Origin of the sequence: Thioalkalivibrio sp. AKL19 (assembly GCF_000420165.1) — a bacterium.
Taxonomy (GTDB): domain Bacteria; phylum Pseudomonadota; class Gammaproteobacteria; order Ectothiorhodospirales; family Ectothiorhodospiraceae; genus Thioalkalivibrio.
In genome coordinates this window covers 1-23,032 of sequence record NZ_ATUK01000006.1, presented here as the reverse complement: position 1 = coordinate 23,032, position 23,032 = coordinate 1, and the positions used below count along the sequence as shown (strand labels likewise).

21 protein-coding genes are annotated in these 23,032 nt (G+C 69.3%); 7 read left to right on the top strand and 14 right to left on the bottom strand.

What is annotated here, in order from left to right; all coding sequences use genetic code 11:
* Nucleotides 1-59: 59 nt before the first annotated feature.
* Nucleotides 60-1,268 carry an IS256 family transposase gene (locus F817_RS0101840; protein WP_024325948.1) on the bottom strand — a complete coding sequence of 403 codons (1,209 nt, stop codon included), beginning with the start codon at nt 1,266-1,268 and terminating at the stop codon, nt 60-62.
* A gap of 169 nt (nt 1,269-1,437) precedes the next feature.
* On the opposite strand from F817_RS0101840, the gene smpB reads away from it, so the two are divergent.
* Together smpB and F817_RS14665 are read left to right on the top strand one after the other, a co-directional pair.
* Nucleotides 1,438-1,914, top strand: a complete 477-nt coding sequence (smpB, locus tag F817_RS0101835; RefSeq protein WP_024326048.1) for an SsrA-binding protein SmpB — start codon at nt 1,438-1,440, stop codon at nt 1,912-1,914.
* A 502-nt stretch (nt 1,915-2,416) separates the two neighbouring features.
* Entirely contained in the window at nt 2,417-2,623 is a 207-nt protein-coding gene (locus tag F817_RS14665) for a hypothetical protein (protein WP_155988426.1), read from the top strand.
* Nucleotides 2,624-2,891: 268 nt separating this feature from the next.
* Here the strand turns inward: F817_RS14665 and dnaQ are convergent, their stop codons facing one another.
* The 3 genes from dnaQ to F817_RS0101820 are packed head-to-tail and all read right to left on the bottom strand — an operon-like array spanning nt 2,892 to nt 4,829.
* Complete coding sequence (gene dnaQ / locus F817_RS0101830) at nt 2,892-3,602, bottom strand: DNA polymerase III subunit epsilon (protein ID WP_024326047.1); 711 nt, start codon at nt 3,600-3,602, stop codon at nt 2,892-2,894.
* A gap of 11 nt (nt 3,603-3,613) precedes the next feature.
* On the bottom strand, nt 3,614-4,075 hold the full coding sequence (gene rnhA, locus F817_RS0101825; RefSeq protein ID WP_024326046.1) for a ribonuclease HI: 462 nt from the start codon (nt 4,073-4,075) through the stop codon (nt 3,614-3,616).
* Nucleotides 4,068-4,829, bottom strand: a complete 762-nt coding sequence (locus F817_RS0101820; protein WP_042799046.1) for a hypothetical protein — start codon at nt 4,827-4,829, stop codon at nt 4,068-4,070. The genes rnhA and F817_RS0101820 overlap by 8 nt, the downstream gene beginning before the upstream one ends.
* On the opposite strand from F817_RS0101820, the gene F817_RS0101815 reads away from it, so the two are divergent.
* Nucleotides 4,828-6,408, top strand: coding sequence for a LysM peptidoglycan-binding domain-containing protein (locus F817_RS0101815; protein ID WP_024326044.1), 1,581 nt, complete (start codon nt 4,828-4,830; stop codon nt 6,406-6,408). The two genes, F817_RS0101820 and F817_RS0101815, sit on opposite strands and share 2 nt — an antisense overlap.
* 95 nt (nt 6,409-6,503) lie before the next feature.
* Here the strand turns inward: F817_RS0101815 and F817_RS0101810 are convergent, their stop codons facing one another.
* The 8 genes from F817_RS0101810 to F817_RS0101775 all read right to left on the bottom strand — a co-directional run bounded on the left by F817_RS0101810 (nt 6,504) and on the right by F817_RS0101775 (nt 16,196).
* Nucleotides 6,504-7,928, bottom strand: a complete 1,425-nt coding sequence (locus tag F817_RS0101810) for a rhodanese-like domain-containing protein (RefSeq protein WP_024326043.1) — start codon at nt 7,926-7,928, stop codon at nt 6,504-6,506.
* 101 nt (nt 7,929-8,029) lie between these two features.
* Complete coding sequence (gene hflX, locus F817_RS0101805) at nt 8,030-9,370, bottom strand: ribosome rescue GTPase HflX (protein ID WP_024326042.1); 1,341 nt, start codon at nt 9,368-9,370, stop codon at nt 8,030-8,032.
* A gap of 15 nt (nt 9,371-9,385) precedes the next feature.
* On the bottom strand, nt 9,386-9,640 hold the full coding sequence (hfq, locus tag F817_RS0101800) for an RNA chaperone Hfq (protein WP_018141991.1): 255 nt from the start codon (nt 9,638-9,640) through the stop codon (nt 9,386-9,388).
* A gap of 128 nt (nt 9,641-9,768) precedes the next feature.
* Nucleotides 9,769-10,722, bottom strand: coding sequence for a tRNA (adenosine(37)-N6)-dimethylallyltransferase MiaA (gene miaA, locus F817_RS0101795; protein WP_024326041.1), 954 nt, complete (start codon nt 10,720-10,722; stop codon nt 9,769-9,771).
* The gene (gene mutL, locus F817_RS0101790; RefSeq protein ID WP_024326040.1) at nt 10,722-12,602 is read right to left on the bottom strand and encodes a DNA mismatch repair endonuclease MutL; all 1,881 of its coding nucleotides are present in this window, start codon (nt 12,600-12,602) and stop codon (nt 10,722-10,724) included. The genes miaA and mutL overlap by 1 nt, the downstream gene beginning before the upstream one ends.
* A 122-nt stretch (nt 12,603-12,724) precedes the next feature.
* The gene (locus tag F817_RS0101785) at nt 12,725-14,029 is read right to left on the bottom strand and encodes an N-acetylmuramoyl-L-alanine amidase (protein WP_051132316.1); all 1,305 of its coding nucleotides are present in this window, start codon (nt 14,027-14,029) and stop codon (nt 12,725-12,727) included.
* Between the two features lie 215 nt (nt 14,030-14,244).
* On the bottom strand, nt 14,245-14,718 hold the full coding sequence (tsaE, locus tag F817_RS0101780; protein ID WP_029681004.1) for a tRNA (adenosine(37)-N6)-threonylcarbamoyltransferase complex ATPase subunit type 1 TsaE: 474 nt from the start codon (nt 14,716-14,718) through the stop codon (nt 14,245-14,247).
* Entirely contained in the window at nt 14,715-16,196 is a 1,482-nt protein-coding gene (locus tag F817_RS0101775; protein ID WP_024326038.1) for a bifunctional ADP-dependent NAD(P)H-hydrate dehydratase/NAD(P)H-hydrate epimerase, read from the bottom strand. Before F817_RS0101775 ends, tsaE begins: the two co-directional genes overlap by 4 nt.
* A 56-nt stretch (nt 16,197-16,252) precedes the next feature.
* On the opposite strand from F817_RS0101775, the gene queG reads away from it, so the two are divergent.
* From queG to F817_RS0101760, 3 genes are all read left to right on the top strand, one after another.
* Nucleotides 16,253-17,386 (top strand): tRNA epoxyqueuosine(34) reductase QueG, encoded by a 1,134-nt coding sequence (gene queG / locus F817_RS0101770; protein ID WP_024326037.1) that lies wholly within the window; start codon nt 16,253-16,255, stop codon nt 17,384-17,386.
* Between the two features lie 101 nt (nt 17,387-17,487).
* Nucleotides 17,488-19,914 (top strand): EAL domain-containing protein, encoded by a 2,427-nt coding sequence (locus tag F817_RS0101765; RefSeq protein WP_024326036.1) that lies wholly within the window; start codon nt 17,488-17,490, stop codon nt 19,912-19,914.
* 109 nt (nt 19,915-20,023) lie between these two features.
* Complete coding sequence (locus tag F817_RS0101760; RefSeq protein WP_024326035.1) at nt 20,024-20,815, top strand: ferredoxin--NADP reductase; 792 nt, start codon at nt 20,024-20,026, stop codon at nt 20,813-20,815.
* 12 nt (nt 20,816-20,827) lie between these two features.
* On the opposite strand, the gene F817_RS0101755 is transcribed toward F817_RS0101760, so the two are convergent.
* A complete protein-coding gene (locus F817_RS0101755; protein ID WP_024326034.1) occupies nt 20,828-21,433 on the bottom strand; it encodes a DNA-J related domain-containing protein in 606 nt (201 codons plus the stop codon).
* Nucleotides 21,430-21,840 carry a YchJ family protein gene (locus tag F817_RS0101750; RefSeq protein WP_231369379.1) on the bottom strand — a complete coding sequence of 137 codons (411 nt, stop codon included), beginning with the start codon at nt 21,838-21,840 and terminating at the stop codon, nt 21,430-21,432. Before F817_RS0101750 ends, F817_RS0101755 begins: the two co-directional genes overlap by 4 nt.
* A gap of 129 nt (nt 21,841-21,969) precedes the next feature.
* Between F817_RS0101750 and F817_RS0101745 the strand changes: the two genes are divergently transcribed.
* A complete protein-coding gene (locus F817_RS0101745) occupies nt 21,970-22,815 on the top strand; it encodes an SDR family oxidoreductase (protein WP_024326032.1) in 846 nt (281 codons plus the stop codon).
* The last annotated feature ends 217 nt before the right edge of the window (nt 22,816-23,032 follow it).

The following is a 23,032-nucleotide window of genomic DNA, read 5'->3' as shown; positions in this document are numbered from 1 at the left end:
GGTTGTGTGCGTCAAGTTGTGCAGAAGTGAGTCGGCCATGTTCGGTTGGTCGGTATGGCTCAGGCGGCCTCGGCCTGCCGGAGCAGGATTTTCTTGTGCTCTTTGAGCAGATCCATGTTCAGGTAGCGGTTGTCCTCCAGCCAGCCTTCGTGGATTTCGACGGCCAGAGCCCGCACCAGACGTAGACAGCTGTGGGTGTTGGGGAAGATCCGGACCACTCGGGTTCGGCGCCGAATCTCCTCGTTCAGCCGCTCGAGCATGTTGGTGCTCTTCATGTGCTTGTGGTGGGCCCGCGGCAGGCGGTAGAACGTCAGGGTCTCCTGGATGTTCTCCTCCACCCAGTCGCACAGGCGGGGATACTTCGCCTGCCAGCGCTCCAGCCAGGCCGCCAGATCGCGCTGGGCCTCGGTCAGATCCCGGCGGTCGTAGAGCCAGCGCAGCTCTTGCAGGCAGTCGTCGTCGGCCTTGCGCGGCAGGTGGTCCAGGGCGTTGCGCAGGAAGTGCACATAGCAGCGCTGCCATACCGCTTCCGGGAGGATCTCCAGGATGGCCCGGCGCAGCCCTGCGTGCTCGTCGCTGACCACCAGTTCGACCCCGTTCAGCCCGCGCTCGCGCAGCCGCTCCAGGAAGGCGCGCCAGCTGCTCGCGCTCTCGCGACTGGCCAGCTCCACCCCCAGCACCTGACGCCGGCCTTCCCAGTTGACACCGATGGCAATCAGCACCGCCTGGGACCGGATCACGCCGCCCTCGCGGACCTTCTCGTAGCGCGCGTCCAGGATCAGATAGGGGCAGGGCTCCTCCAGGCGCCGCGACGCGAACTCCGCCAGGCGGCCGTCCAGCCCCCGGTTGATGGTCGAGATCGCCGAGGCCGAGAACCCGTGACCGCACAACTCCTCGGTGATGGCCTTGACCTTGCGCGTCGACACGCCCTGGACATACATCTCCATCAGGGCCGAGACCAGCGCCTTCTCCGAGCGCTGATAGCGCTCGAACAGGCTGGTGGAGAACTGGCCGTTGCGGTCCCGGGGGACCCGCAACTCCAGCTTGCCCACGCGTGTGATCAGGGTGCGCGGGTAGTACCCGGCCCGGTAGCCCAGGCGGCCCTCGGTGCGCTCCCCCGGTGCCGCCTGGAGCTGGTCGCTCATCTCGGCTTCCAGGACCTGCTGGACCGCCTCGCGCACCAGCGTGCGCATCAGTTCCTCGTCTGTCCCCAATAGCGCTCGCAGTGACGTGCGATCCGCAGTAGCCTGGCTCTTGTGAGTGGTCATGGTCTCGCCCTCCTTGAGGGGTTCCGGTGGTCGCTAACCAGCCCGAATACCATGGCCGCTCACCTCCTGCCAGCTTCTGCACACAACTCAGCACACTACTAACTTTCACCCCGCGCGCCCGGACATTCGGACTGCTTCGGCCGCCCGCGTGCAGTACACTGCCCGGGTTATGGGAAAGAAGAAACAAGGCGGAGACAACTCCAGCACCATCGCGCTCAACCGCAAGGCGCGCCACGATTTCTTTATCGAGGACCGACTGGAGGCGGGGATGGAGCTCGAGGGCTGGGAGGTCAAGTCGATGCGGGCCGGACGCGCGCAGCTGAGCGAGGCGTACGTGCTGCTGCGCAACGGCGAGGCCTTCCTGTTCGGTGCCCACATCACCCCGCTGCCGACCGCCTCCACCCATATCAACCCGGACCCGAGCCGCACACGCAAGCTGCTGCTCCATCGCTCCGAGATCAACCGCCTGGTCGGTGCGGTGGAACGCAAGGGCTACACCCTGGTGCCACTGGCCCTGTACTGGAAGCGCGGCCGCGCCAAGCTCGAGATCGGGCTGGCCAAGGGCAAGAAGGAATTCGACAAGCGCGCGGCCAAGAAGGACAAGGACTGGGAGCGCGAGCGGGCGCGGATCCTGAAGCACAACTAACGCCGCCACGCCCCGCCCACCATCCCCATTCCGGCTCGCGCCGGACCCGCCCCCTCATCACGGGATGTGTGCGGTGCCCTCTTCCGGCCATCTTCCAGGGGGGCTAAGCCTGGTTCAGCATCCAGTGTTTACATGCCTTCGTCGGGCCGCCTGCCAACTCGGCTGGCCCGGGTTCGTCCTCTGGTGTTTACGGTGGCTTCGACCGGCCGCCTGCCACGCGCTCTCTCGCGAGCGCACCGCGAGGTACTTCTTTGCTCGTGCAAAGAAGTACCCAAGAAACACGCCCGACTGCCGCGACCCCGGCCCGCTGCGCGGGCCGGGGTTTCCCTCGCTCCGAGGCTTTTCGCGGGCGGCGCTGAACTCGCTGCGCCTGCGGCTCCGCTCAGACATCCAGCGCCCCCGTTTCTGTTTTGAATCGTCCCGCGAAAAGCCTCTCCACTCGGCGCGACGACAACGGGGAGGTAGGTCAAGACAATTGCGATCCGAAGGCCTGCGCCATTGGTTGGAGGCAGGCTGTTCCGGCATCTTCGGCACGCTCGGCCTGTGGCCGTTGCGTGCCGCGCCCGCAGAGCGGGCGCCGAGGGTGTTCGAGCGGCTGTGCCTGTTGTTGTGCCACGGGGCCGGAATACCTTCTGTTTTGACCTCCCCCTCCCGTATGGAGCCCCTTGCGGAAGGGTCCTCGGGCCGGGAGAAGGCGCTGGATGTCTGAGCGGAGCCGTAGGCGCAGCGAGTTCAGCGCCGCCGGCCCGAGGGCCCTGGAGCAAGGTTCCCGGGCGGAATCCGGGGGCCCTTCTTTGGGTACTTTCTTGGGCAAGCAAGAAAGTACCTCGCGGCGCGCTGGCGAGTCAGCGCATGGCAGGCGGCAGACCGAAGGCACCGTAAACACCCAACGACGAACCGGGACCAGCCACAACAAGGCAGGGTGACGGGCCGAAGGCACCGAAACGCAGAAGCAGAGCCCGCGTCGGGCGCCAGGATCAAGCGTTGGCGCGCCAGCGGCAGGTGCCGCCGGCCGCCTCGTCCAGCGTCTGCAGGAGCGCCTCGTGCGCCGCCTGCTCCTCCGCCGTCGGCTCGATCACCGGCAGCGGCTTGCCGGAGCGCCGCGCCTGCACGGGTCCGGACTCGGCGTCGCCGTCACCCCCGGCATCCAGGGTCAGCGCCACCTGCCCCCCGGTCATCGCCAAGTAGACATCCGCCAGCAGTTCGGCATCGAGCAGCGCCCCGTGCAGGGTACGTCCGGAGCCGTCCACCTCGTAGCGCTTGCACAGCGCATCCAGCGAGTTGCGTGCCCCCGGGTGCATGCGCCGCGCCATCACCAGCGAATCCAGCACGCTGCAGACCTCGGCGACCTCCGATGCCGGTGCCGCGTCGCCCAGCAGGCGCAGCTCATGATTGATGAAGCCGACATCGAAGGGCGCGTTGTGAATGATCAGTTCGGCCCCACGAATGAAGTCGACAAAGTCATCGACGACATCGGCAAATCGAGGCTTGTCGGCCAGAAACTCGTTGGTGATCCCGTGCACCTCGATTGCGCCGGCGTCGATCTCGCGATCCGGCTGCAAATATTCGTGCAGCTTGCGCCCGGTGGGGCGGCGGTTGTCCAGCTCCAGGCAGCCAATCTCGATGATGCGGTGGCCGTCGCCGGGCTCCAGGCCGGTGGTCTCGGTATCCAGCACGATCTGGCGCATCGCTTTGCCTCTCAGTTCTCGATCGGTTCGCCGGCCAGCAGGGCATCGATGCCCGCATTGGCCAGTTCGTCGGCGCGTTCATTCTCCGGGTGCCCGCTGTGGCCGCGCACCCAGTACCACTCGATGTCATGACGCTGGGCCTGCGCGTCCAGCTCTTCCCACAGGTCGCGGTTCTTCACCGGCGATCCGCTGGCGGACTTCCAGTTGCGCCGCTTCCAGCCGGGCATCCATTCGGTTACGCCCTGCTTCACGTACTTGGAGTCGGTGACCAGTTCCACCTTGCACGAACGCTTCAGGGTCTCCAGGGCGCGGATGGCGGCGGTCAGCTCCATGCGGTTGTTGGTGGTCTCGGCCTCGGCCCCGTAGAGCTCGCGCTCGCGGCCCCCGAACCGCAGGATCGCACCCCAGCCGCCGGGCCCGGGGTTCCCGCGACAGGCCCCGTCGGTATAGATGTACACGCGTTCGTCAGCCATGCGTTCGGCGGGCTCCAGAATGATCGGTGCGCGAGGATACCAGCCCCGGCCGCATCGCGGGGTTGGGCATGGCGAAGCGGAACCGCTGCGCCGGACGCAGCGGCATGTCCACCCGCTTGTGGGCCACGGTCAGGATCATGCTGGCCAGTGGCGGCAGGCCGCGCAGAGTCCAGGCGTCCATGGTCGCCAGGCGCTTTTGCCAGGCGGCGGACAGCCCCGGCGGGAGCAGGCTGAGGCTCCACTGGTCGAGGACCTCGAGATCCGCGGCCTCCAGCAATTCGCGGTATTGGCGCCGACGCAGCCCCTCGGGCAACGGGGAGGCGCGCACCCCGTTGCGCCCGCCGCGCTGCAGGCGGTTGCCTTCCAGCAGGAACACGCGCCCCTCGGGTTCCAGCACGCGGGCCGCCTCGGCCACCACCGCTTCCGGGTGGGCGCTCTGGGCACAGGGATGGGCCAGCACGATACGCCGGGCACAGGCGGATTCCAGTGGCCAGGCCTCCGGGTCCATGCGCAGTACCGGCCGCGGGGAAGCGATGCGGACCAGCGGTGCCTGAAGGGCGTCGCTGTCCTCCAGGATCGGGACCGGTGCCAGCTCGACCGCCAGGTCGCCGGGGCCCGGGTCGCCATAGCGCCGAATGCGTTCCAGAAAGCGCTCGCGGACCCGGCGCCCCTGTGGCTGGGCGTACCAGTCCGCCAACCAGTCCAGGAACGGGTCTTGGTGATCCCCCATCTCTGGTTTATCCTCCAGCGCCATGACACCACGCCTCCGTTCGCGGCTGACAGCCGCCATGACCCTCGGCCTGACGGCGATGTTCGCCTCTGCCTGTAGCCTACACGACTCCGGGCGTACGCTGGATACCTCGGCGGCGGACCAGCCCATCGTGGAACCGCGCACCACCGAAGATGTGCAAGCCGCGATGGAGCGCCAAAGCCGCGACGCCGCCCAGCGTGCGGCCGAGACGGACGACCTGTGGGAGCGCGCGCGCCTCGGCTTCGGCTTCAACGACGCGCTGGACCACGAGCGCGTGGAACGCTACATCCGGCACTACCAGGACAACCCGCGCATCATCGAACACAGCACCCGGCGCGCGGAGCCCTTTGCCTATTTCATCCTTTCCGAGATCGAGGCGCGCGACATGCCCGCCGAGCTACTGCTGCTGCCGATCGTCGAGAGCGGCTTCGTCGCCCAGGCGACCTCGCGCAGCCGCGCCGCCGGGATCTGGCAGTTCATGCCGGCCACCGGCGACTACTTCGACCTCTCGCGCGATCACTGGTACGACGGTCGCCGCGATGTCTACAAGTCCACGCTGGCCGCGCTGGACTACCTCCAGGCACTGCATCGCCGATTCGATGACTGGTACCTGGCGCTGGCCGCGTACAACTACGGCCAGGGCAACATCCAGCGCGCGATCGACCGCAATGCCGCGCGCGGCGAGCCCACCGACTACTGGAGCCTGGACCTGCCGGCCGAACCCACCGCGTACATCCCGCGGCTGCTGGCCCTGCGTCACCTGTTCCTGGATCCCGAAGCCCACGACATCGCCATCGCGCCGATCGCCAACGAGCCGGCGCTGGAGATGATCGAGCCCGGTCGCCAGGCGGACTTCTCGCTGATCGCGGAGCTCGCCGATCTCGACACCGAGACCCTCAAGAAGCTGAACCCCGGCTATCACCGGCACGCCACCCATCCCGGTGGCGCGCAGCACCTGTTCGTCCCGCGGGAGGCCCTGCCGGCCCTCGAGACCGCGCTGGACACGCGCGACGACGAGCCACTCATCCGCTTCCGGGAATATACCGTACGCGCCGGCGACAACCTGGGCCGAATCGCCGAACGCACCGGCACCCGGGTGGCGGTCCTGCGCGACATGAACAGCCTCGACGGCGATCTGATCCGGGCCGGCCAGACGCTGCGCCTGCCGGCCTCCGCTTCGGGCAAGGACGACCCCGTCCAGGTGGCCAGCGACAACGGCCGGCCCGCCGAGGACTACGAGGTCCAGCCGGGTGACAGCCTGTGGCACATCAGCCAGCGCACCGGCATGTCGATCGGCGCGCTGCGCGCCGCCAACGGTCTCGAGCCGGATGCCATCCTGCGGCCCGGCGACACCCTGAAGGTGGTGCGTGCCGACCCCGACCGCGGTCCCGACGGCCAGCGCATCGAGTACGAGGTCCGGCCCGGCGATTCCCTCTCGACCATCGCGCGGCGCCACCAGGTCAGCATCGGGGACCTCCGCCGCTGGAACGGGCTGAACGGCGACGGCATCCGGGCCGGCGAGACCCTGACCGTCTACCTGGCCAGCGCCGACCGGGAGGCCCTCGCCCAGGGCGACGCCTGACGCGCGGCATGCAAGCATGAAAAAGGCCCCGGTTCCACCCGGGGCCTTTTTCATGGAAAGGCGGGCGGCTCATGCCACCCGCCCGGCGTCACGCATCATGCGGCGCGACGGTCCCCCTCGCCCGTGTCGATCACACGGTCCCAGGCCTGCATGCCACCCACCACGTTGTAGACCTCGTGGTAGCCCAGCCGCTGCAGGATGGAGCCTGCAACCGTCGAACGGTAGCCACTGCCGCAGACGACGGCGACCGGTTCGGTCTTGTCGATACCGGGGATACCGGTACGGGTGTCGGCCACCGGCTGGTTGACCGCGGCCTCGGCATGTCCTGCCTCGAACTCGGCCACGGCGCGCACGTCCACCAGGCGAACCCGCCCGTCGGCGACCGCGGCCTGCGCCGCCGGGGCATCCAGCTGGGCCAGGGTCGCCAGAGGCAGGCCGGTGCCGGCCCAGGCCGCCATGCCGCCGCGCACATAGCCCTCGATATAGTCGCGACCGGTGCGCACGAGCTGGCGCACGGCCTGCTCGATCACCGCGGGATCACCGGCCCGGTCGACCAGCACAATCGGGGTGTCGTCCGGTGTCACCCAGCCGGCCCAGTTGGCGAAGCCGCCATTGATGCCGATGCCCAGGGCCCCGGGGATATGCCCGCCGCCGAACGCCAGCGGGTCGCGCAGGTCGATCACCGTGACCTCACCAGCCGCCGCGCGCCGGGACACCTCGGTCGGATCCATCGCCGTCATGCCGGGCAGCGGAATCACCGCCTTCGGCCCCTCGGAGTTGATCCGCTTGTTACGCGGATAGAAATCCGGAATCGGCGGCAATCCGTGCAGCAACTGGTGCACGAAGGCGTCCTCGTCCAGCGACGGGTCGAGGTACGGGTTGGTCCGGCGCTCGTAGCCGAGCGTGGAGACCGGCCGCCCGGCCATGCCGGCGCCACAGGCGGAACCGGCACCGTGCCCGGGATGCACCTCGACCCCGTCCGGCAGATCCGCCAGCTTCTCGCGCACGCTGTGGAACATCTGCCGCGCCAGGGCCTGTTTGGCCTCCTCGCCGAGCAGGTCGGGTCGGCCCAGCGAGCCCACGAACAGGAAATCGCCGGTGATGATCGCGATCGGATCCTCGCCGGACCGGGCCCCGTCATACACCACGAACATCAGGTGTTCCGGGGTATGCCCCGGTACATGACGGGTCTCGATATGCACGTTGCCAAGCTTGATGCGGTCACCCTCGAACAGGTCGTCATGCGGGAACTGCACCTGGAAATGCTCGCCCGCATCGTGCCCGGACAAAAGCAGACGGGCGCCGGTCTTGTCCGCCAGTTCGCGGGCACCGGAGGCGAAGTCGGCGTGGATGTGGGTGTCCATCACGCGGGTGATGCGATAACCGTTGCGTTCGGCGTAGTCCAGGTACACATCGACGTCGCGCTGCGGGTCAATCACGGCGATCTCGCCGCTGCCCTGACAGCCGACCACAAAGGAGTGCTGGGACAGGCCGGGATCGACAAAGCGTTCAAGGATCATGCGGACCTCCTCGCGTTGGCTTTTGCATGAATGTCTGACTGGTTTGGTCAGGTATTAACACAAAAGTTCCTGGTGGCGCGGGGCGCCGGGAGGTCGCGTCGTCAGTGGTGGGCGGCGGTCGGTCCGGGTACTTCCGGCTGCAGGCGCACCGCTTCGGGATCCAGCCCGGCCTCGCGGAAGAGCTGCTCGAAGCGCCGCTGCGGCAGATGCAGCCGGAGCTGGATCGCGCCATCCGGCGTGGTCTGCTCGGCCTCCACGGCCTTCTCCTCGTAGAGCCGGGCCCGCAGCCGGCCGGCCGCGGCCGGGATCTCGAACCAGCCCTGGGTCATGGACTCGGTGAAGGTCTCGGCCAGGCGCTGTTCCAGGCGCGCCACGCCCTCGCCGGTACGGGCCGACAGCCAGAAGGCGTCGTCCGCCAGCCCGAAGCGCTCGTCCGGGTCCTCGGCCGGGTTCTCCAGCTGGTCGATCTTGTTGTACACCCGCCAGCAGGGGACGTCCTCGGCGCCGATTTCCTCGAGGACCTCCTCGACCTGGCGGATGCGCGCCTCGCGCTCCGGGTCGGCGGCGTCGATCACGTGCAGCAGCAGCGCCGCCTCGCGGGTCTCGGTCAGGGTCGCCTTGAACGCGGCGACCAGCTCGTGCGGCAGGTCGCGCACGAAGCCCACGGTGTCGGCCAGGATCAGCGACTGGTGCGGGGCCAGGTCCAGACGGCGCAGGGTCGGGTCCAGGGTCGCGAACAACTGGTCCGCCTGGTAGACGTCGGAATGCGTGAGCCGGTTGAACAGGGTCGACTTGCCGGCGTTGGTGTAGCCCACCAGCGAAACCGTGGGGATCTCGTTGCGCAGGCGCGCCTGGCGGCCCTGTTCGCGGGTACGCTCGACCTTCTCCAGACGGCGCTCGATGTGCTTGATACGCCCGGCCAGCAGGCGGCGGTCGGTCTCCAGCTGGGTTTCCCCCGGACCGCGCAGGCCGATCCCGCCCTTCTGCCGCTCCAGGTGAGTCCAGCCACGGACCAGGCGCGTGGACATGTGGCGCAACTGCGCAAGCTCCACCTGCAGCTTGCCCTCGTGGGAGCGGGCGCGCTGGGCAAAGATATCGAGGATCAACCCGGAACGATCCAGCACCCGGGCCTTCAGGTGGGCCTCGAGGTTGCGTTCCTGGCTGGGCGACAGGGCGTGATTGAAGATCACCACGTCGGCACCCGACGCCTCCACCGCATCCCGGATCTCGTCGGCCTTGCCGGCACCGACGAACAGCTTCGGGTGCGGCCGGTCGCGCGAACCCCGCACCACGGCCTTGATCTCGGCCCCGGCGGAACGCACCAGCTCGTCGAATTCCTGGACCTGGGCCTCGATATCGGGGTTGTCCCCGATATTCAGCGCAACCAGGACCGCCGTATTGCCTGCGGCGGCGTCGCCGCCGCTCTCTGGACGTTCAAACAAGCCAGCGACTCGGCATCAGGATTCGGCTTCCGCAGAGGCTGCGGCCTCGCCCTCGAGGTTCATGTTCACCTGGCGTGCCGGGACGATCGTGGAGATGGCGTGCTTGTAGACCATCTGCGAGACCGTACTGCGCAGCAGCACCACGAACTGGTCGAACGATTCGATCTGCCCCTGCAGCTTGATCCCGTTCACCAGGTAGATGGAGACCGGGATCCGGTCCCGGCGCAGCGCATTCAGGAAGGGTTCCTGCAACATTTGCCCTTTGGCCATCGGTGCGTTCCTTGATCGTTATTATTGGTTCGCGACCCGCGCGAGCGGCCCGCGGCCGGCCCGCCGGTCGGTTAACTTGAAGCGTAGCATACCGGCCCCGCCTCGCCTGCCAACGGCCGCCCCGGGCGTTATCCGGCCGTGGCCGAGCGCGCCCCGCGGATCGCCTCCAGGGCCTGCGACAAGTCCGCGCGCTCGGCGTTCAGCCGGGCATGCAGGGGGAAGCGCCGCAACCCGGTGAGCTGGCGCTTGGCCAGCTGGCGGGTCGCGGCGATCGCCCGCTCGCGGAAGGTCGCAAAGTCATACTCACCGGCCAGCCACTGCCAGCCCTGACGATACCCCACCGCGCGCTGCGAGGGATGCTCCGCAGTCAGACCGGGGCGCCGGGTCAGGGTCATCAGCTCGTCGACGAAACCGGCCTCCAGCATCGCGTCGAAGCGATCGGCGATGCGGGTGCGCAGACGTTCGCGATCCTCCGGCCACAGGGCCAGCGACACCCAGCCGAGCGGAACCGTTGCGGCCGCTCCGCTCTGGAAGGCCGACAGCGGCCGACCACTGGCCGCATGGACCTCTAGGGCACGCAGGATGCGCTGCGGGTCGTTCGGGTGAATGCGCGCGGCGGCGGCCGGGTCCACGGTCGCCAGCTCGGCGTGCAGGGCCACGGCGCCCTCGCGCTCCAGCCGGGCGCGCACCGCCGCGCGCACCGCATCCGGTACCGGCGGGATCGGGTCGAAGCCGTCCAGCAACGCGCGCAGGTAGAGCAGCGTGCCGCCCGCCAGCAGGGCGACCCGGCCGCGGGCATGAATGGCATCGATCGCCACGCGGGCATCGCGGGCAAAGTCGGAGGCGTTGTAGGTGTCCTCCGGGTCGCGGATATCCAGCAGGTGATGCGGGGCGCGGGCCCGCTCGGCGGCGTCCGGCTTGGCGGTGCCGATATCCATGCCGCGATAGACCAGTGCGGAATCCACGCTGACGATCTCCGCGTCCAGGGCCTCGGCCAGCGCCAGCGACAGCGCGGTCTTGCCGCTCGCGGTGGGACCGGCCAGCAGCACGACCGGCGGCCGGTCCCCATCCAGTCCGGCCATCAGCGTCCTCGCAGGAACAGCCGGTCCAGCGCCGAGTGGTCCAGCTCCACCCAGGTCGGGCGCCCGTGATTGCACTGACCGGAGCGTTCGGTGGCCTCCATGTCCCGCAGCAACTGATTCATCTCGGGCAGGGTCAGGCGCCGCCCCGAACGCACGGAACCGTGGCAGGCGATCGTTCCCAGTACCGCGTTCATCGCCCCCTCGGCCCGATGGCTGTAGCCGTCGGCCGCGAGGTCCGCCAGGACATCGCGCACGAGCTGCGCGGTGTCCTGGCCACGCAGCAGCGCGGGCGCCGCGCGCAGGGTCAGGGTCTCGGGGCCGGCGCGGTCGAGCTCGAAGCCGAGCTCACCAAGCAGCTCCATTCGCTCCTCGGCCAGTTCGGCCTCGGCCGGGGTGACATCCAGGGTCTCCGGCACCAGCAAGGGCTGCGAGGTCACCCGCGCCCCCTCCCATTCGCGCTTGAGACGTTCATAGGTGATCCGCTCGTGGGCGGCGTGCATGTCCACCACGATCAGGCCACGGGCGTTCTCGGCCAGGATAAAGGTCTCGGCCACCTGCCCCAGGGCAAACCCGAGCGGCGGCATGCTGTCCGCATCCGGGTCCGCAGGGGCGACGCCCGGCGCAACGGCGGCCTGGCGCTCGTAGGCAGCGGGCCGTTCCTCCACCGCCGCGGACACCCCGCGGAACTCGGCCCAGGCCGCGCCGAACCCGGGGTCGCGCCCGACCGGCTCCGGGCGTGGTTCGCGCGGCGGCATGTACCCACCGCCCGCCCCCGGCACGCCCAGTCCGGACAGCGGCCGCTCCGCCTGCGCCGGCATCGGCGCGGGGCGCCCGGCAGCGGTCGGCGCGCCCATGTCAGGCACCGCCGCGGCATGCCCGGAATCTCCCGGACGCAACGCGGCTAGCGCCTTGTGCAGGCTGTGGAAGATGAAGTCGTGGACCATGCGCGACTCGCGAAAGCGCACCTCCTGCTTGGTCGGGTGCGCGTTCACGTCCACCTGGGTCGGGTCCAGCTCCAGGTCCAGCACGAACATGGGATGCCGCCCGTGATAGAGCACGTCCTGGTAGGCCTTGCGCACGGCCGCGGCCAGCACACGGTCGCGGATCGCCCGGCCGTTGACGAAAAAGAACTGCTGGTCGGGCTGCGCCCGCGACTGGGTCGGCGAGCCCAGCCAGCCGGACAGCGCCAGACCGGCGCGCTGCTCGTCCACCGGTGTTGCATGCTCCAGGAAGGCATCGCCCAGCAGGGCGCGCACGCGTTCGCCGGGGTCGTCGGCCGCCGGCAGGTCCAGGGTCACGCGGTCGTTGTGGCGCAGGCTGAAGGCTACCTCGGGGCAGGCCGCCGCCTGGGTCCGGATCACGTTCTCGCAGTGATTGTATTCAGTGCGTTCGGTGCGCACGAACTTGCGCCGCGCGGGGACGTTGAAGAACAGGTCGCGCACCTCGACCGTCGTGCCCACCGGGTGCGACGCCGGGGCGGCCTCGCGGAAGACATCGGAGCCGTCCCCGGTCAGGCGCCAGCCGTTGCGCTCGCCCTCGACCATGGAGGTCAGCGACAGGCGCGAGACGGAGGCAATCGAGGGCAGGGCCTCGCCGCGAAAGCCGAGGGTGTGCAGGGCCTCGAGGTCGTCCATGCAGGCGATCTTGCTGGTGGCATGGCGCGACAGGGCCAGCGGCATCTCGTCGCGATAGATCCCGCTGCCGTTGTCGCTGATCTGGATCAGCCGGACCCCGCCCTGCTCCAGGCGCACGTCCACCCGCGTGGCCCCCGCGTCCAGGGCATTCTCCAGCAGTTCCTTGACCACCGAGGCCGGACGCTCGATCACCTCGCCGGCGGCGATCTGGTTGATCAGTTGTTCGGAGAGCTTTGCGATCGCCACGGGCGACACCTGAGGAGAGACTGGAATCGGGTGCCTAGCCTAACCGGGGCGGCGCCGAAGTGCCTAGCCGCCGATCGAACAGCGCTTGCAAGACGTGACGGCCTGCGCGGGAGGTACCGGGTTCAGGAATCGCGGGGGATACGCAGGACCTGCCCGGCGAAGATGCGGTCGTCGCGGACGTTGTTGGCCGAACGCAGGTCCGCCAGGGACAGGCTGTAGCGGTCGGCAATCCCGGAGAGGGTCTCGCCCGGGCGGATGATGTGCTGGTCGGGCTGGCCGTCGGCGATCAGGGTGCCGGGACGGGCATGGGTCGAGAAGTACGACCGCAACCCGGTCAGCAGGGCGTCCGCCAGCGAGTTCTGGAAGCTGGCGCTGCGCAGCTTGCGCTCCTCGGAGGGGTTGGAGATGAACGCGGCCTCGACCAGGATCGACGGCACATCCGGCGAGCGCAGCACCGCGAAGTTGGCGCGTTCGACCTCCGGCTTGCGCACCTTGCCCACGCGGTGCAGCTCCCCGATCATCCGCTCGGCCAGGGTGTTGCTGGCCTCCAGGCTGCCGCTCTGGGCCAGGTCCAGCAGCACGTTGGCCAGGGAATCGTCCTTGCCGTTGATCGGGACCCCGCCCAGGCTCAGATCCGCCTGGTTCTCGCGCTGCGCGAGGAAGCGCGCCGCCTCGCTGGAGGCCCCGCGTTCGGACAGCATGTAGACCGACGATCCCTGCACGTTGCGGTTGGCGATGGCGTCGGCATGGATGGACACGAAGACGTCCGCGTCCGCCTTGCGCGCGCGCTCGATGCGTTCGCGCAGCGGCAGGAAGTAGTCACCGCTACGGATCATCACGGCCTTCATGCCGCGCTCGTCGTTCACGCGCTCGGCCAGGCGCTTGGAGATCTGCAGGACGACGTCCTTTTCGCGGGTGCCAGCCGGGCCGATCGCGCCCGGGTCATGCCCGCCGTGGCCGGCATCGATGGCGACCACGACATCGCGCAGGTTCTCCTGCGAGCGCCCGCGCCGGGATCCGTTGTTCTCCGCCGCCCGCGGGGCCGCGGGCGCCTCGCCGGTCGTCAGGTCCAGCACCAGGCGGTGCGGGGCACCCTGAGCTGGCATCAGGACGAAGCTGCGCGGCTCCACGGGCTTGCGCAAATCGAAGACGACGCGCAAATCGGAGCCGTTGCGCGCGGCATGGCGCACCGCCTTGATCGCCGAACGCGGGTTGTCGCTGATGCCCAGGTCGTCCACGGCCCGAGCATTCTCGAGGTCCACCACCAGGCGCTCGGGGGACTGCAGACGGAACATGGAGTACTCGGCCTCGCCGTCCATGTCGAAGACCAGGCGCGTGGTATCGCCGTCCACCGACATGCGGACCCGCCGCACAGCGGTGCGGGCCACGGCGGGCAACGGCATCCCGACCAGCCCCAGGGCAGTCATGGCGCACAGTAGCTGACGGCGGCGCAGATCCGGCGATGTTGGTTGGCCCACGGCGATTCCCTTTGTAATCAGGGGTTCTGACTACATTGTGGACGCTTTTTCTGGAAAAGCAATAGCAGTTTTCTTTCCTTATGAGCGAGATATCGCGCATTTTGCGCGTGTCGGGCCAACTCTGACCCTGGCCTCGGGCTCCCCAACATCAGCCGGTTGAGCGATCACACACGGTCATCCAGGGCCCGCCGGTACGCCTCGGCGAGCGGGCCTTCCAGCCGGAGTTCGCGGCCCTCCGCGGTATCCGGACGGTGCGCCAGGCGCACAACCAGGTCCGGATCGGGCAGCCAGCCGGCGCCGCGTTCCGGCCATTCAACCAGCCACAGGGTGTCGCCCCCGAAGGCCTCCCGCACCCCCAGGTATTCGAGCTCCTCGGGATCACCCAGGCGGTACAGGTCGAAATGCAGGACCTCGCGGCCCGCCAGCGCATAGGGCTCCACCAGGGTGTAGGTCGGACTGCGCACCGCCCCCTCGTGCCCAAGCCGGTGCAGCAGGCCGCGCACCCAGGTGGTCTTGCCCGCGCCGAGATCGCCTTCGAGGAACACGATACGCGGGGCATCGAGCGCGGCCAGTGCCGCCCCGGCCGCCTCGGTGGCCTCCAGGTTCGGAAGCACCAGCGGGCTCGATCGCTCGGTCATTTCGCACCTCCGGCGGCCGGCAGGGCATCGGCCAGGTCCCCGGCCAGCATCCCGCGCGCCCCACCCAGCCGGTCACGCGCGACACAGGCCGCGGCGCAGTGCCAGGCGGCGCCGACCTCGGCGGCCGTGCGCGCATCGGCGCCCTGCCCCCGCAGCGCCGCGATGATGCCGGTCAGCACGTCGCCGCTGCCTGCCGTAGCCATGCCCGGATGCCCGCCCGTGACACAGGTCAGCAAGCCCGCCCCCGCATCGGCGACCAGCGTACCGGCCCCCTTGAGCAGTACCACTCCCCCGAGGCGGCCCACCAGCGCGTGCACCTGCCCGGGCCGGTCGGCTTCGATGGACGCCACGTCCGTCCCCTGCAGCCGGGCGGCTTCGCCCGGGTGCGGCGTCAGGATCCAGTCCTCGCCCCGGCGCGGGGCCTCGGCCAGCAGGTTCAGGGCATCGGCATCCACCACCCGCGGCAACTCGGCGTCGGCCACGGCCAGCCACAGTCCGCGCCCCCAGGCGTCCTGCCCCAGCCCCGGCCCCACCGCGACCACGTCGACCCGGCGCAGCAATGTCTGGAGTTCGCCGGCATCCCGGATGCCCTGAACCATCAGCTCGGGGCGCTCCTGGTTGGCCCAGGCGGCGTGCTCGGGGTGGGTCGCCAGGGTCACGCGCCCGGCCCCGGCGCGCAGGGCCGCGGTGGCCGCCAGCCGCGCCGCACCGGAGTAGCCCGGCGCGCCGCCCACGACCAGTACATGCCCGCAATCGCCCTTGTGCACCCCCGGGCGCCGCGCCGGCAGGTGTCCCCGCCAGTCCGCCGGTCCGAGCCGGCGCGCCACCGGCGCGATGCCCCCGGCTACCGCGCCCGGCAGGTCCAGCGAAGCCACCTCGACCTCGCCGGCACAGTCCACGGCGGCCCCCGTATGCAGCCCCAGCTTGTCCGCGATCATGGTCAGGGTACGATCGGCCCGCACCGCCTGCCCCAGCACCCGACCGGTGTCGATATCCACGCCCGAGGGGACGTCGGCCGCCAGCACCGGAACATCACTCGCATTCAACTGCTCGATCAGCGCGCCATAGGCATCGGTCAGCGGACGTTCCAGGCCGATGCCGAACAGACAGTCCACCCACAGGTCCGCGGCCGCCGGATCAAAATCCTCCAGCGCGCGGACCTCGCCGCCACCGTCCCGCCAGCGCGCGTAAGCACGGCGGCCATCGGACTCGGGGCGCGCCCGCGAGGCCCCGCCATGGACCCACACCTCCAGCCCCGTCTCGGCCGCCAGCCGGGCCAGCACGTAGCCATCCCCGCCGTTGTTGCCGGGCCCGCACAGGATCCCGATGCGCCGGGCTCGAGGCCACGCGCGGCGTACCACCGTCAGCAGGGCCTGGCCGGCCCGCTCCATCAGTTCGCCCGGTGCCATCCCGGGCAGGTCCAGGCCGGCGGCATCCAGGGCACGCATGCCCGCATTGTCGAACAGTGCGCTGGTCAATCCTTGTAGGTCGGGTTCATGATTCACGCCATTACCTCCGTCGCGGAAGCCAAATCGTGCCTCAGCGCCTCGATCCACGCCAATGCACCGAGCTTGCCGATCGCATCCGCGACTGGGGACGCGAGCTCGGGTTCCAGGCGGTGCGCATCGCCCCCGCCGAGGTACCCGAGTCAGACCGCCGGCACCTGGACAATTGGCTCGCGCGGGGCTCGCACGGCGAGATGGACTGGATGGCCGAACGCGCCGCCCTGCGCCACGACCCGGACGCCCTGGTGCCCGGGGTGCGGCGCATCATCAGCGTGCGCATGGATTACTTTCCGCCGGCCACGCGGCGTCCGGCCATCCAGTTGAGCGCGGGCGACCGTGCCTATGTCTCGCGCTACGCCCTGGGCCGCGACTACCACAAGCTGCTGCGCAAGCGCCTCACCACCCTCGCCCGCCGGATCGAGACCGAGGTCGGCCCCTTTGGTTACCGCGCCTTCACCGACAGCGCCCCCATCCTGGAGAAGGCCCTGGCCGCGCGCGCCGGGCTGGGCTGGATCGGCAAGAACACCAACCTGCTGGCACGCGAGAGCGGCTCCTGGTTCTTTCTCGGGGAGCTGTTCACCGACCTCCCGCTGCCGGTCGACGAGCCGGTGGGCGAACACTGCGGGCAGTGCACCGCCTGCCTGGAGGTCTGCCCCACGCAGGCGTTCCGCGGCCCCCACGATCTCGACGCGCGGCGCTGCATCTCCTACCTCACCATCGAACTGAAGGGCAGCATCCCCGAGGACCTGCGCCCCCTGATCGGCAACCGCATCTACGGCTGCGACGACTGCCAACTCGTGTGCCCGTGGAACCGCTTTGCCGAGATCTCGGCCGAACCCGACTTCATCGCTCGTCACGGCCTGGATGCGGCCGGCCTGGTCGACCTGTTCGCCTGGGACGAGGCGACCTTCCTGGCCCGCACCGAGGGCATGGCGATCCGCCGTATCGGGCACATCCAGTGGCTGCGCAACATCGCCGTGGCGCTGGGCAACGGCCCGGCCACGCCGCAGGCGGAGGCCGCACTGACCGCCCGCGCCGACCACCCCGACGAACGGGTACGCGAACACGTCGCCTGGGCCCGCGCGCGGCTGCGCAGCAACCACGGCAGTGGGGCTCCCGCGCCCCCGGAGACCCTCTCCCGGCTGACCCATGCGCCCGGATAGGACGGCCGGCGCAGGTTGCCAGCACCGGCGCGAGCGGCGACACTCGGACGCCGAAACGCACCCCGACGGGCCCGCCCGAAAAAAGGATCCACCCCGCCGCCATGCCCGACCAACCGGACAGCACGCGCTATCAGCGGATCTTCGACCAGGCACCCGAGGCCCACCTGGTCCTGGACCGCCAGGGCGAGATCATCGCGGCCAACCACGCCGCCTGCGAACTGCTGGGCTATTCCCGGGCCGAGCTGACCGGCGGTGTGCATATCACCGACCTGGACCTGGAGGCCACCGAGGACGACGTGGAGCAGGCCCATTCGGACCCGGAAAACCGGCTTCCCGCCCACTTCGAGAGCCGCTACCGCCGGCGCGACGGCAGCGAGTTTCCCGCCGAGGTCCACATCAACGCGATCCGCACCGACGGGGAGATCGAGGTCTTCACGACGCTCCGCGACATCACTCGCGAGCGCCAGTCGGAGCAGAACCTCAAGCGCCTCGAGACCCAGCTGGGGGCGACCATCCGCCACGCCCCCCTAATCCTGTTCGCACTGGACGCCGAGGGCCGCTTCACGCTATCGGAAGGGGCCGGGCTGCGCGCCCTCGGTCTCGGCCCCGGCGAGGTGGTCGGGCGCAAATTCCAGGAGGTCTATGCCGATCACCCCGACACCCTCGCGGCGGCCGAACGGGCGCTGGCCGGCGAGGCCTTCCAGTTCGAGGACGCCGTCAATGGCACCCACCTGAGCGTCTCCTGGATCCCGCTGAAGGACGGCGACGGTGTTCTTGGTGTCGCCTGGGACATCACCGCGCTGCGTGCGGCCGAGGCCGCCACCGGGGCCGAACGCGACCGCCTGCTGACCACGCTGCAATCGATCAGTGACGGTGTCATCACCACGGACACCCAGGGGCGCCTGACCTACCTCAACCCGGCGGCCCAGACCCTGCTGGGGATCGATGCCACCAGTGCCCAGGGTCTTCGGGTGGACGAACTCCTGGAGCTGGAGGACACACGCACCGGAACCAACGTGCAGCACCCGGTGGAGCAGTGTCTGGAGCTCGGCGCGACCACGGAATCACCCGAGCGCATCCTGCATCGCGCCGACGGCGGAATCCGCGTGGTCCGCATGCTCGCCTCACCGCTGCAACGCCCGAACCGGGCGGCCCAGGGCGTGGTGGTCGTGCTGCACGACCACACTGAGCTGTGGCAGATGACCCAGCAGCTCAACCACCAGGCGACCCATGACGACCTGACCGGACTGTGCAACCGCCGCGAATTCGAACGCCGGCTGGAAGAGGCCCTGCGCACCCTCCAGGAGGGCCAGACCCCGCACGCCGTGTTCTACATGGACCTCGACCAGTTCAAGATCATCAACGACACCTGCGGACACCAGGCCGGTGACGAGCTGCTGCGCGAGCTCTCCGAGCGCCTGCTGCACCTGATCCGCCAGAACGATACCCTGGCCCGACTGGGTGGTGACGAATTCGGCGTGCTGCTGTGCCACTGCCCGCCGGAACGCGCGGAGGCGATCGCGCACCGCATGCTGGAAGCCGTTCAGGCCCTGCGTTTCGCCTGGGAGGGCCGGCGCTTCGACGTGGGGGTCAGCATCGGCCTGGTGCCGGTCAACGGACCGGCGCACACCCTGCCCGAGATCCTCAGCCAGGCGGACTCCGCCTGTTACGCCGCCAAGGAGGACGGGCGCAACCGCATCTACGTCTGGCAGCCCACCGACCAGGCCCTGCGCCGCCGGCGCGGGGAAATGGAATGGGTCGGCCGCATCCGCACGGCACTGGACGAAGGGCGCCTGGTGCTGTTCGGCCAGGCGGTCCACCCGCTGGGGCCCATGGATCCGGATCTGGCCCATCTCGAGGTGCTGATGCGCCTGCGCGACGAGGACGACCGGCTGATCTCGCCGGGCAGCTTCATCCCGGCCGCGGAACGCTACCACCTGATGCCGGATATCGATCGCCACGTCATCGATCACGCATTCGCCATGCTGGCACGGCATCGCGCGGCGCGCGGGGACAACGCCCGCTGCGATCCGACCGTCGCCATTAATCTCTCGGGCCAATCGCTGGCCCAGGAGAGCATGCTCGAATTCGTGACCGAGCGCCTCCAGCATTACGCGATCCCGCCGCACTGCATCATCTTCGAGATCACCGAGACCGCGGCCATCAGCCACCACGAGCGCGCCCAGAGCCTGATCCGCACCCTGCGCTACATGGGCTGTCGCTTCTCCCTGGACGACTTCGGCTCCGGATTGTCGTCGTTCGGCTATCTGAAGAACCTGCCGGTGGACTTCATCAAGATCGACGGCAGCTTCGTGCGCGACATCGCCCACAACGCGGTGGACTCCGCGATGGTCACGGCCATCCACCGTGTGGGCCACGTGCTTGGCCTGCGCACCATCGCCGAATGCGTGGAGTCGGAGGCCACCATGGAGCGCCTGCGCGAGATCGGGCTGGACTTCGTGCAGGGGTTCTACCTGTCGGAACCCACCCCGCTGGAGCACCACCTGGCCGGCGAAACCACCCGCTGAGACGCCTCCAATTTTCTGACTGTTTTCCTTGGTTTTTGCCGGCGCTTTCGCAGCCGGCACGGGGACTTGCTAGCGTATGACCAAACAATAATCGGAAAACCACGCACTTATGCCGTATTCGGAACAACGCATCACCTCCACGCGCCGCTGGTCGGACAAGACCTTCAGCTTTACCACCACGCGCCCGGAGGGTCTGGAATTCAAGAACGGGCAGTTCGTGACCCTGGGGCTGCGGCCCGAGGGAAAGCTGATCCCGCGCGCCTACTCGATCGTCTCCGAACCCGAGGCCGAGGAACTGGAGTTCCTGAGCATCCATGTGCCGGACGGCGCCCTCACCAGCCGCCTGGCCAAGGCCGGCCCGGGCGATCCGATCTGGATCAACACCAAGGTCACCGGCTCGCTCACCTTCGACTACGTGCAGCCGGGCCGCACCCTGTACATGCTGGCCACCGGCACGGGGCTCGCCCCGTTCATCTCGCTGATCCGCAGCCCGGAGCTGTTCGAGCACTTCGACAACGCGGTGCTGGTGCACAGCGTGCGTACCGTCGAGGAACTGGCCTACCGCCAGGAGATCGAGTCGCTCATCAGCGACCGCCTGCGCTACGTGCCGACCGTGACCCGCGAGAACCATGACTTCGCCTGCCCGATCGCGCAGCAGCCGTATGACAACAACCAGCGCGGCGCCGACATGTTCCGCTCCGGGGAACTCAGCCAGATCCTCGATCTGCCGCCCGCGGACCCGGAACACGACCGCGTGATGCTGTGCGGCAACCCGGCGATGAACCGCGAGATGAGCGAGTGGCTCACCGAACATGGCTGGACCCAGACCAACTACAAGGGCGTGGGCACATTCACCGTGGAACAGGCGTTCGTGACCACCATGTCCGACTCCGACGACTGAGCCCCGGCGTGTTCACTCGCCGGTCAGCAGGACCCACCGGGCCGCGTTGATCCGCTGCAGTGTCGCCGTGTCCCCACCCCGGTCGGGGTGGTGTCGCTGCGCCATCCGGCGGTACTGGTGGCGGATGGTGTCCGCATCCACCGGGTCCGCCAGTTCCAGCACCGCCAGGGCCTGCTCGCGCTGCTCGTCGCGCCCCAGGCGCGACCAGAACTCGCCCAGAAGCGCCTCGACCGCCGCCGCATCCATGGTGTCCAGCCGGGTCGGATCGAGGTAATAGGCCCGCAAGGGGTCGTGCGGGGCCGGGAACCCGCCCGCCCGCGGGACACCCGACACCGGCTCGATGCCGATATCCAGGCAATGAATCCGCAGCCACTCGCCCTGCTCCGCCAGGCGGTCGCGCAGCCGATACAGGCAGTGGAACAACAGGAAGTGTGTCTGAAACAGGCTCAGTGGCTCCTGCAGCCGCGCCCCGGCAAACGGCTCCACTCCCGCGTCGCGCAACTGCGTGATCAGGGCGTGCTCGGTCAGCCCGTCCGGCCGGACGCGCAAGCACTCCAGCACCCGCTCCAGCAACGCCGGACTCACCGGCGATGCGACCGCATCCGCTGCGGCTGTCATGCCCCCGGAAATTCCCCGTCGACATAAACCCAGCGGCCATCCTCGCGACGAAACCGGCTGCGCTCGTGCAAACGCACGCCCTGGCCGTGCAGCCTTGATCGCGCGACGAACTCGACCCAGCCCTCGACGTCATCCGGCCCACCCGCCCCGGTCGCGCGGATCGCCAGCCCCAGCCAGCGCTGATCCGGATCCAGCCCCAGCGATGCCGGTCGGGTCTCCGGAGCCCAGGTGGCCCGCAGATAATCCTCCCGCCCCTCGACGAAGGCTGCATAACGTGACCGCATCAGCGTCTCCGCCGTCGGCGCCGAGGCCGTTCCGTCCAGATACGGCCCGCAGCAGGCCATCCGGTCCTGCCCCGAGCCGCAGGCACACGTAGCGTTGTTTGTCGTCCGCCTGGCCTTGCCCAAGCCGCACCTCCCGTCATCTGCGTCCCGCTCAGGATGCCCGACCCATCGACCCGGGTCGAACCCTCACTCCGGGGCTGGTCTTTCGCCGGCGAAGCCGGTAGCGTGCGAAGCACGATCGCGGAGGGAACAATGGCCAACATCCTGATCATGGGCTGCGGCGACCTCGGCTGCGCCGTCGGCGAACCGCTCGCCGTCGCGGGACATGCCGTCTGGGGCCTGCGCCGCCGGCCGGAGCACATCCCCAAGCCGATCCAGCCCCTGGTCGGCGACTTCGGCGTCGCGGACGGCCTGCCGGAGCTGCCGCCGGCGCTCGACACCGTTTATTTCATCGCCACCCCGGGCGAGTTCACCGAGCCCGCCTATCGTCGCGCCTATGTTGACGGCCTGCGCAACACCCTGACCGCCCTGGAACGGGCCAGCCAGCGGCCGCGCCGCGTTGTATTCGTCTCCAGCACCTCGGTCTACGGCGCCGACGACGGCCGCTGGGTGGACGAGGCCAGCCCCACCGAACCCACCCGGTTCTCCGGGCGCGCCCTGCGGGAAGCCGAGCAGTTGCTCGCCGACAGTCCCTTTCCCGGCGTGGTCGTGCGCTTTGGCGGCATCTATGGCCCGGGGCGCGAGTACCACCTGCGCAAGGTGCGCGAGGGCGTGCGCGGTCAGCACGAAGCACCGGTCTGGACCAACCGCATCCACCGCGATGACTGCGTGGGCCTGCTGACCCACTTGTTCCATCTGGATGACCCCGACCCGATTTATCTGGGCGTGGATGACGAGCCCGCCCTGCGCCACGAGCTGCTCGCCTGGCTGGCACGGGCGATGGAGATCGATCCGCCCGGCACACCGCCAATGCCCGAGGGCGGAGTCTCCGGCAAGCGCTGCTGCAACAAGCGCCTGCATGCCAGTGGCTATCGCCTGCAGTATCCCGACTACCGCGCCGGCTACCGCGCCCTGCTCGACCGCATCGCCACCACCTGACCAGGGTCCTCGCAGCGCCGGGCCCGGGCGCAGTTCGGCCTCAGGTGTCTACATTGCCTCCGATCCACCGCCTGCCTTGTTGTGGCTGGTCCCGGTTCGTCGTTGGGTGCTTACGGTGCCTCCGGTCCGCCGCCTGCCACGCGCTCTCTCGCGAGCGCACCGCGAGGTACTTCTTTGCTCGTGCAAAGAAGTACCCAAGAAACACGCCCGACTGCCG